Annotated in this window: 1 protein-coding gene; it reads left to right on the top strand. The window is 33.6% G+C overall.

Features of this window, described 5'->3' with window-relative positions:
* The first annotated feature begins 394 nt into the window (after positions 1-394).
* Positions 395-9829 carry a ribosomal protein L7/L12 gene (locus FQ608_RS03305; protein WP_158856392.1) on the top strand — a complete coding sequence of 3145 codons (9435 nt, stop codon included), beginning with the start codon at positions 395-397 and terminating at the stop codon, positions 9827-9829.

Genomic DNA, 9829 nt, shown 5'->3' with positions numbered 1-9829 from the left:
GTTAATTTGCTTATAGATAATGGTGGAATTTTAATAGATAATTTGGCTAAAAATGGGTCCCGAATAGATAGTGATTTAAGGATATTATTTGTGGTGAATTATGAGGTAAAGGATTTAGGATCAATTGATTCATACTTACAAAGTGCTCAAAAGACTCCTATGCCTACCATTGAGTATTATTTAAACATGAAGCATAGAATGATGTAAATTGAAGTTGAGAACAGGTCATGCCAAGTGGTATTACATCATCCGCCATTGGAAAGCTTGAAGAATATTGGAAATAAGAAAAAAGTCATTTAATATTCCTGCATTTTGTAAAAAATATTTTAAGGCATAGCAAATGTGAAATAAAAAATTTAGAAATATTAATTTTAATAATTAAGCCACTTCAGAAATGAAATACTTCATCAAAATATCCCCTGTACAAAGTAATCAATCACTTATAACGAAGTTCCTTATTCGCCATCTTGGGGAACAAGCGTTAAGTACAGCAAGTAACCTTGTGAGGAATGGAGGGGTTGTTCGAGAAAATTTGACTAAGGCGCATGCAGAACAGATAGCTGGTCCTTTAAGGAATTTGGGAGCTCAGGTAGAAGTAATAGAAATGAGTGGGGATGATTTGGGAAATAATAACCCTACCTATGAGGTGAAAATAATTAATTATGGTTCTGGCAAATTAGCTGTTGTCAAAGCGGTAAAAGAAACTACTGGACTTGGTTTAAAACAAGCTAAGGAGCTGGTAGATAAAATTGGGGAAGGTGGGGAAAGATATAAAAAGGATGAAGCGGATCGTCTGGCGAACATTCTTCGAGAAGCTGGAGCTGAAGTGGAAGTAAACCAAATAGGGGGAGTTGAACCGGATCCTGAGCCGGAACCAGAACCAATACAACCTGTAGAGCCAATTGATAATCCTATTTCAAATAAAATTTTAAGTCAGAATCTAGGTGTAAAAACCATGGGGGATCCCATTGCTTTTAATGAGAAATCTTTTAATGTGTCCCTTCTTCATCAAGCTTTAGATGCAATGGGAATTTTTTCAGATGAAAAGGAAATTTATAATCGACATGCCGGTCCCGATACAAGTAAGAAAGTTCGACAATTTCAACAGAACCTTAAACTTCCAACTAACGGGAATGTAATTTTAGTAAACGAACTTTCCTTAAAAGCTATTTATAACACCTTAAAAGAGCGGGGGCTATTTGAAGCAAGTCGATCTTTTACTGTTACCGGCAAAGTCATTTCTAATCTTGATAAACCTGTTAAACAAATTCAGTTGTTAGTTTTTGATATGGACCTAACAGCGATATCCACTTTCCGATCTATCAAGTATTCTGAATTAGAGAAATTAGGAGAGTTCCGTTTTCTTGCATCCACACTTTCCAATAACTGCGGTGAATACCGTTTTCATTTTTATGATTGGCAGTTTCTTAATAGAAAGCAAAAGATTGCCAATCTGGTCATTTTTGCAGTTGGGGAGATAGAAAAGCAATATCATATATTGGGTTATTCAAATGTAGTTCACACCAATGCATGTAAGGACTCAGGTCTCGCTAGAAATGTGGATATCATAATCACCTCCAATGATGCACGTCCGGAGTATGAAAAGGTGGTTTCATTGGTAAATGATTACCTTAAAAACCATCAAAAGATAAATATCATCAGTTTAGGAGAATCACCTGAACAGTTAACCTTAGTTTCTTCGGAGCTCGATTTGGAAGAAAATTTAATAAAGACGGCTTCAATAGCTAGAAAAATATCTGCAGGTCGGGATCCGTCATTACGTGCAGAATTTTTTTATGGAATAAGTAGGCAGAATATAAGGTTGGATTGGGAAGTCTTATTTAATCAAACTGATATTGGAATTAGAGAAGCTATTGATCTATCTACCGAAGAAAATATCATTAAACAGTATCCAGAAATTATCATTGATCGATTTATCAAATATTTAAAAGAAACATCAGCAAAAGTATTATTAGAAGATGAAGATAATTTTTTAAATAAAATTTTAAATAGTGCATTACCAAAAAGATCTGACCGCTTAGCTTATTTATTGGCATATTCTAGATTTAGTAATTCTGATTCGGAAGACTTTTGGGAATCATTTTTACCCACCCAACCAGAATTTAAGAATAAACCTCAGTTAGTAAAAAATCTTATCCTAAACCATCAGCTTTCTACCCTCACAGGTTATAATGCTGCCTTAATCAATGAATTGCAGATGGAAAGAAAGGTCAAGCATATTGACGAACTTTTTGATCTTGAAAAAAGTGATTGGTTGGAGTTAGTTAAAAAAACAGAGGTAGTAGATAGAGTAAGTGGAGAGAGTATTGAGCAAAAACAAATGGATTATTCAGAATATATATTTAACCAATTAAACGCCACTTTCCCAACAAAACGTATCTTGCGAATGGTCGATAAAGGTCTCATTCCAATTGGGAAATCTCAAATAAAAACTTACATATCTAAATTTTTAAAAGAAAATGTCAATTTTGATTTTGCCAAATCAAGCATATATGATTTTAAATCCCAAATAAATTCAATTGACACCAACAATTCAGAAGAAGTATTTAAGGAATTATGTACCATACAACGGGTATTCCAAGTAAGTCCTGATCCAGATGCCATGGCTTCCCTGATGAAACAAAACTTAAATTCTGCAAGCAAAATTTCAGAATTTCCGACCAATCAATTTTTAAAGCATTATGCAGATTCATTAGGTGGTATTGCAAAGGCATCGTCTATACTACAAAAAGCTCAGCATATTACTTCAAGAAACGAATTATTCATTTTAAAATTTAAAGATGTTATCCATAATGACAAGCCTAGGGGGGTATTGTCAAAAAATGAACAGAAGGAAACGATAGAAATTATAAAAAAAAACATACCAAATTATTCTAAACTTTTTGGTCGTCCGGATATTTGTGAATGCCACCATTGTCGTTCAGTATTTAGCCCTGCTGCTTATCTTGTTGATTTACTCCGATTTTTAGAAAGAAGCAAATCAAGAGCATATTCAAAATCATGTATTGATGTATTTAAAGAAAGACGGCCGGATTTGCTTCACCTCCCTCTGACTTGCGAAAATTCAAATACATTGATTCCTTATATAGATCTTGCCAATGAAATAATGGAATATTTCACTGCCAATAAAAGCCTTAATAATTACATAGGATATAATACAACAAGTGATACTCCTTCGGAAGAGCTAAGAGCCACCCCTCAAAATTTTAAATTATTAGCCTACAAAGAGCTAAAAGATGCTAAATTCCCTTTTTCTTTACCATACCATCAACCACTTGATGTAATCAGGCAGTTTAGCCGGCACTTTTATATGAGCAGATATGAGGTGATGAAAGCTGTGAATTTGAATAGCGAAAATGAAGTCTCTCAAGCCATAGCAGCAGAATCACTTCATATCTCAGAAGAAGAGTTTAAAGTTATTACTGGGTATAAATTTGATGGCAGTATAGATCAGACAGAAAGTTATCAATTTTTTGGGTTTGAAAATGAAGACCAGATTGATTCAAAATTAAGTTCAGTTCCAATTTTTATTGATCGATCAGGAATTTCTTATCAAGAGCTAATTGAACTGCTTGGAACAAATTTTGTAAATCCGACCCAAAATATTTTAAATGTTATTGAAAAGATTTTTTCCAATTCAAATCTCACTTCAAACTCTATTTATCAGTTATTAGAAAAAATCAAATCTGAGTCTTTAAATTCGAGTGAGAAGGGTCGGATAGCAACTATACTTGAAGATTTTAATAATAAAGAGGGATTTAATTTAACCTTTTCAGATTTAGAAAATTGGACAAAAGAAAATCTGGATAAAATTCAAGAAATCATCACATTATTTGAACCTAACTCAAAATGCAGTTTGGAAACAACTAGATTACGTACTATAAAAAGTATATATAAAAATGAAGTTGTATCGGGTCTAAATAAAGATACTTGGAATAAAATGCAAAGGTTCATCCGATTATGGAGGAAGTTGGGCTGGACTATAGATGAGACAGACACCCTTCTTCAAGCACTGAGTATGTCCGAAATAAAGCCAGAAACTATTCAAAATATTGAAGTTATAATAGGTTTACAAGATATAACCAATCTAACTATTAATGAGATTTCTCTATTTTGGGGGAATTTCGATATAAATAAGAAGAAATCTCTCTATAAAAAACTTTTTTTAAACAAAGCCAATCCTCAAATAAACCAAGTGTTTAAATCAGATGCCTTTGGAGAATATTTGCAAAATGGAGATGAAGCTATTGTTAAACATCTTTCTTCAATTATTTCAGCTTTTAAAATTAAGGAGCAAGAAACACAGTCTATTATGCGACTTCTTGGATATGATGATTCTGTAGGAATTAATCTTTTCAATTTGAGCGCTATCTATCGCCATGTGCTCCTGGCAAAATCTCTTCAATTAAGCATATCTGATTTAATTGATGTAATTAATATTTTTGGATATAATGAATATATATTTATAACACCTACCAATACCTTTGAATTCTGTGAACTTATCGCAGACATTCAAAAGTCAAGCTTTACCATTCCCACAATCAATTATATTTTTAATGGAAAAAAGCTGGCAGATTCGGAAAATGGCTTATCCCAAGACGTAATTTCTGATACAAAGAAAAAGTTACAGGAAACAATTGAGCCTTTGGACAAAGATTTAAACAGAGATCTTATCGATAGTTATATATTTCAGTATGTAGCAGAATTAATAGGTATAAATGAAAAACAAACTTCATTAATAATTAGTGAAATTTTGGATGAATATCGTGATATAGATGAAGAATCTTTTACTCGCTTAGTAACTATCCATCATCGGGCAGCTGAATTTATTAAAGCCTTTAAATTAAGTGATGGTGAGACCAAGCATTTAGTAGATCACCCTCAAGATTTTGAGAATATCGATTTTAGTGAAATATCTCAAAAACACTGGACTCGGGTTAATGATTATGTGAATTTACGGAATAAAATACCACAAAAGCAGGCAACTCTTCTTGATGTATTTACCCTCGCTCATGAAACGGATATAGACATCACCAAACTAATAGAAACAATTCATTTGGCAACAGCCTGGAGAATTGAAGATTTAACATATCTAATTAAAGAGTTTTTTGGGTTGGAGACTAATGATTTTAAAAATGAAAAGGCATTGAATAAGATTGAAGAAGTGATGAATATCATTTCAAAAACCGGACTTACTGCTAAAACAATTACTACTTGGGGAAAACCTGAAACTGATTTCGATAAACTATTTAATTCAGCCAAAATAATCAGAAATGCTGTAAAAGCAAAATATGAAGATACAGAATGGCTTTCTATTGCGGCAAAAATTAATAATAAGTTAAGAGAAAATCAGCAAATGGCTCTATCCCAACATCTATTGACTTTACAAGAGATAAGATCATGGGGAGCTACTAATGAAGATGGTTTATTTGAATATTTCCTTATAGATGTTCAAATGAAATCTTGTATGGAAACATCCCGTATAGTTCAGGCTAATTCATCCATTCAAATGTTCGTTAATCGCATATTGCTTAACCTTGAAGAACCTGAACTTTCTCCTGATGCGATAGACAAAGACCATTGGGAATGGAAAAAGAACTACCGTGTCTGGGAGGCTAACCGTAAAACATTCGTACAGGCCGAAAATTACCTAGAACCAGAATGGCGTAATGATCGAAGTGAATTATTTAAGGAATTGGAATCTTATCTTACGCAAAATGATATTTCAAATAAAACTGCGGAACAGGCGATGCGAGGATATGTTAATTCACTGGATGAAATATCCAATCTTGATGTGTGTGGAATGCATAGGGAGCAATATGACAATGGAAAACTGAAATACCTGCATGTTTTTGCACGAACAAACTCAGCCCCTTATAAATTTTTCTACAGAAAATGGGATGAATTTGGCAAATGGACAGCCTGGGAGAAGGTACCTGTGGATATCCGCAGCATCGAAGCTAATTCGAATAAAGACAATGGCGGAGTACAGCTGGCGCCTGTAATTTGGAAAAACAGGATATTTTTATTTTGGCCCGAATTTTCAAAAATTTCTAAGGCCACAGAGATGGAAGATAATGAATCGTTTGAAGATAGGGCTGGCGAAACTATTAACTCAGTAAGGCCAAATGAAGCTTTGGAAATAAAACTTGCCTGGAGCGAGTATACAGATGGAAAATGGACACCAAAGCAAATAAAAGATGGTCCTGCCTTATTTGATCAAGAGTTTTCTAGATATGAAAAGGATTACTCTATTTGGATTTTTACAGGTCAACGGGCATTACATATTTATTTACTTAATTTAGAAAATAATATGGGTGTAGTTTTTAGTATCTTAGAAATTAATAGTATAATCAGTTATAGTTATGGTGAATTTATTAAAATCGAAGAGCTTTACGATTATAACTTTAATAAAAAGTTACTTAATGGAAAACTTATCTTTAATAATACTACATTTTTGAAAAAAGATAATAATAATAAACTTTTATCATCTAATGACCAAGTTAACCAGGTTTCAATAGAAGTTCCTTTTTTTTATTCAAGTTCAAATTTCTCATATTTTGTTAAACCTTATAAAAATGTAAGTGTTGAAGTTGTAACAAATACATCAAACTCACAACAGTATGCATTTATTAAAAATGTATATCACGATTATGATGAGATAAATATACTTAATGAAAATGAAAACTTTCAGAGAGCATCATTTGGAGGAGTATTTAGAGATGTTGTTATTCATAATGCTTTTGAATTCGAATTCCATACGTTTTACCACCCTTTTACGGGAGAGTTTGTTGAAAGACTTAATAAAGGTGGAATTAAGGCTTTACTTGAGAGTGGTCTATCTTTAAAATCAGATGAAGGTGAAAAATTTATAAATGATTATGATCCAAATTTTAATTTTGGAGGTGTAAAAGAAGCAAAAGAGGAAGGAAGAACTTATTATAAAGAAAATGTATGTTTTGATACTTTTGGAGCTAATAGTTTATATAATTGGGAGTTATTTTTTCATGTGCCCTTGTATATAGCCACTCGTCTTAGTAAAAACGGACGCTATGAAGAGGCTATGAAATGGTTCCATCATATTTATGATCCCACAACATCAGAACCTGCATCTGATTTGGACAAATTTGAAACTTCCCGATATTGGAAGATACTTCCATTTAAATCTACCGAATCTCAAAATATTGAAGACTGGTTTAAAGAATTGAGTCCAAATAGCAATCAGGCCAGAACTAATGCGGTGATAGGTGAATGGCGTAATCATCCATTTGACCCTCACCGTGTAGCAGCAAACCGTCCTATTGCTTATATGCAAAATGTGGTGGTTAAGTATGTTGAGAATTTATTGTCTTGGGGAGATTCACTATTCCGTAAGGATACCATGGAAAGTGTAAATGAAGCTCTGCAGCTTTATGTACTTGCTAACCACATCCTTGGACCGCGTTCAGAATTTATCCCCAAAAGAGGTACAATTAAAGCAGAATCGTATAATAGTTTACTTGGAAAATGGGATGATTTTTCAAATGCTAGAGTAGTGCTAGAAAACATTTTCCCATACAGCAGCGAACCTACGGTGAGTCACTCTTCAGCAGAAATTTCAAGCCTATTAAGCGGTGGTTCATCTCTTTACTTTTGCATTCCTTCTAACTTGAAGTTATTGGATATTTGGAACACTGTGGCCGACCGCCTTTTTAAGATAAGAAATTGCCAAAACATAGAGGGGGTGAAGCGTTCCTTATCATTATTCGCACCTATAATAGACCCAGCTATGATAGTCCAGGCAAAATCACGCGGATTGAGTCTGACAGAAATATTTACCGGATTATCCGTATCTACACCCCTTTATAGATTCAGTTATTTGCTTCAAAAAGCAAATGAGTTTTGTAATGATGTGAAGTCTTTGGGAGGAGCTTTCTTATCAGCATTGGAAAAGAAAGATGGTGAAGAACTGAATCTTTTACGTTCTTCTCATGAGAATCAGATGCTTGAAATGATATCGGCTATACGAGAACGTGGTGTCTTGGAAGCAAAAGCCAACAAAGAAGGATTTATAAAGAGTCGAGAAACAGCAGTTAGAAGGCTTAAACATTATGTAGGACTTCTGGGAATAGATGATATAACTATTCCGCCAACTCCGACATTAAAAGCCAGTTTGAATGACAAGAGTCAATTACCTTCTGATATTAATGTTGGTAAATTAACAACCACTATGGATCTTGCAAATATTGGAGAGGGTGCTGTAAAATTAATTTCTAAAGAAAGATTTGAATTAGATAAACTTGAGGATGCCCAATTTTGGCAAATTGGCGCGCAGAGTAGTGAGGCATTATCTGCAATTGCAAATATAATACCTAATGCGTACGTTGACGGAAAGCCACTTGGGGTAGGAGTTGGAGTGAGCTTTGGTGGTCGTGAACTTGGTGCTGCATTAAGTGCAGCAGGAAGGGTATGCAGTCTTATGGCTGGTATAAGAACTTATGAAGCATCTGAAGCTGCAAAAATAGCTTCGTATTTCCGACGAACACAGGATTGGACATTTCAAGGTAATATGGCTATTCGAGAGATTGTACAATTGGACAAGCAGATTACCACTGCAGATATACGCATTCAATTAGCGCAAATAGAACTAGAAAATCATAAGAAACAGATTGAACATACCGCAGAAATGGAACAATTTCTTAAGGATAAATTCACAAACCAGGAGTTATACCAATGGATGAAAGAACAAATTTATTCTGTTTATAAGCAAGCGTATAATCTTGCATTTGACATGGCCAAGAAGGCCGAGGAGGCTTGTCAAAATGAATTTGGCTTAACGACTGAGTCATTTATTAATTATGGATATTGGGAAAGTTCAAAACAAGGATTAGTTGCCGGAGAGAAATTACAACTTGCTCTTCGTCAACTTGAAAAGTATCATATTGAAAATAACAGTAGGGATTACGAAATTACTAAACACATCTCACTTTCCCGGCTGAATCCATTCGCCTTGATAGAGTTTCGTAAAGAAGGCAATTGCATTTTTGAGATACCTGAGGTTTTATTTGATATGGACTTTCCAGGACAATATTTCAGGAGGATTAAATCAGTAAGCATTAGCATCCCTTGTGTAGCAGGACCACATACTTCAGTAAGTGCTAAGTTGTCTTTAATTAATAATAGGTATAGAAAAAATGATAATCTCAATAGTACCGATAATACTGGCTATATAGAAGCTTTTAACAATGATGAACGTTTTATATCCACGGCTTTTAAAAATATGCAATCAATAACTACAAGCAATGCGCAAAATGATAGTGGTGTTTTTGAACTTAATTTCAGGGATGAACGCTATTTACCTTTTGAATATGCTGGTGCGATAAGTAAATGGAATTTAGAGCTACCAACTAAAGTTAAGCAGTTTGATTACAATACAATTTCTGATGTAATTGTACATATTAAATATACTTCAAGGGACGGAGGAACTGAAGCATTTAAAGAAGCAGTGAATGGGGCTATTAAAGACCAATTAAATCTAATTAAACAAGGAATAGGAAAAGAAGGGTTACATGTTATATTTTCAATTAAGCATGATTTTCCAAATCAGTGGCATCTTTTAAAACAAAACGGCACAGTGGATTTAATGCTGGATAAATCACTATTGCCTTATATGGTTAAATCTTTTGATGATATTAAAATTGAAAGTGCAACATTCAATGATAAATCATTACCAAATATTCAATTTGGTGAAACATTTCAGCTTTCTTTGGAAGATGAAGAATTGTCAAATTTAGAAGATGGAAATCTAATTGTTAACCTTAAACTTTAA

Source organism: Lunatibacter salilacus, from assembly GCF_009797935.1.
In the GTDB taxonomy this organism is placed as follows: Bacteria; Bacteroidota; Bacteroidia; order Cytophagales; family Cyclobacteriaceae; genus Lunatibacter; species Lunatibacter salilacus.
The sequence above is the reverse complement of the archived record's forward strand: the minus strand, read 5'-3'. Positions and strand labels throughout refer to the sequence as shown.

What these genes read in the sequence shown, in the direction of transcription:
- FQ608_RS03305 (WP_158856392.1), top strand. Translation starts at nt 395, where the DNA reads ATGAAATACTTCATCAAAATATCCCCTGTACAAAGTAATCAATCACTT.